This is a genomic window from Spongiactinospora gelatinilytica, assembly GCF_003236385.1.
GTDB lineage: Bacteria > Actinomycetota > Actinomycetes > Streptosporangiales > Streptosporangiaceae > Spongiactinospora > Spongiactinospora gelatinilytica.
This window is the reverse complement of record NZ_POUA01000724.1, coordinates 1-1,326: the sequence shown is the minus strand read 5'-3', so window position 1 is coordinate 1,326 and position 1,326 is coordinate 1. Positions and strand designations below refer to the sequence as shown.

The 1,326-nt window shown below is 67.0% G+C and carries 2 protein-coding genes; both read right to left on the bottom strand.

Translation table 11 applies throughout. The annotated features are described in order from the left end of the window. Nucleotides 1-295, bottom strand: a 295-nt coding sequence (locus tag C1I98_RS38925) for a site-specific integrase (RefSeq protein ID WP_146607935.1), incomplete at its 3' end; no start/stop codon positions are given. Nucleotides 296-452: 157 nt separating this feature from the next. Then, entirely contained in the window at nucleotides 453-1,157 is a 705-nt protein-coding gene (locus C1I98_RS38920; RefSeq protein ID WP_111172187.1) for a site-specific integrase, read from the bottom strand. Between the last annotated feature and the right edge of the window lie 169 nt (nucleotides 1,158-1,326).

Genomic DNA, 1,326 nt, shown 5'->3' with positions numbered 1-1,326 from the left:
CGGCGTCCGGCGTCAGGTGGGAGTACACCGAGCTGGTGATGGTGGCGTTGGCGTGCCCGAGCCGCTTGGACACCTGTTCCAGGCCCACTTCAGGAATGGCGTTGCTGGCGTGAGAGTGCCGCATCTCCTTGATGCCAGGCTCCTTGTCCAGCCCACGCGCCTCGGCGTTGGCGCGGACCTTCCGCCAGCGGTGTTCCCTGAAGTTCGCGTTACGCCACAAGACGCCACCCCGCGTGCCCGGGGCGGGGAAGACCAGCGCCGTCGCCTGCCGCCCTTGCACACGCTGTCGGAGCATGCGTAAGGCTGTGGCCGGCAACACGATGGTGCGGACGCGTGCGGGCTCTTGCCCTCAACGGTTTCGATGTAGAGCATCCGGTTCTCATCCTCGCGGACCACCTGGTCCACCGTCACGGTGCCCGCCGTGAAGTCGATGTCGCACACCCGCCGCGCGGTCAGTCCCCCCAGCGCAGGCCGGTGGCCAGCAGCATGAGGGTGATGTCGCCGGTGTCCTGGTCCACCTCGTAGGCGCACTCGATCCATACGGCGATCTCCTTGCCGAAGACCAGCTTGTCGGCGGTGACCGTCTTGCCCTTACGTTCGGGCAGGACGACCTCGCGGCACGGGTTGTGCCCGATGTACCTCTTGTTCACCGCGTACTCGAAGACAGGGGCGATGACCGTGCCGTGAATGTTCATGATCGTCTTCGCCGAGTACAGCCGCTGCGTCTTCTTGCCGTACGTCTTGGACTGCATGTAGGTGACCCGGCCCTGGATCGCCTCATCGGTGAAGTCATCGACCGGCACCCGCTCCAGGGGGCCCGAAAGCAGCCCGCTGGGCAACACGACGACGGCGGGGTAGACGTGCGTGGCGAGGTCACGACGATACTCGGCCAGGGTCCGGCGCTCGGCGTTGACCCGCTTGCGCAGGTACTCTTCGGCCACATCTCGGAAGACCCGGACGTCGGTGGGCTTCGGTACCACGCCCAGCAGTTCGGCGAATGCCGGGTTCTTGTATGGGTCGCGGTATCCGTTGGCGACCAGCGCGCCGCGGAACACCTTCGCCTTGTCCAGGTCGTCGTCAAAGGTGTAACCCTCGCGGGGGCCTGTGCGCCGGCCGCCTTCGCGCCACGCGACGCGGTACGAAGTCTCGCCGCTCACGGAACCATCGGTCCCTTCGGTCGGGGGAGGTTCCGGGAACCTAGGGCCCGACAAGCGTCCTGCCTCGGCAGGCCACGCGGCCATGGGGTCCGGAAACGCGAAACCGCCCCTGACCCGGGTGGGTCAGGGGCGGTTTCGCAGATGTGGAGGTGGCGGGAATTGAACCCGC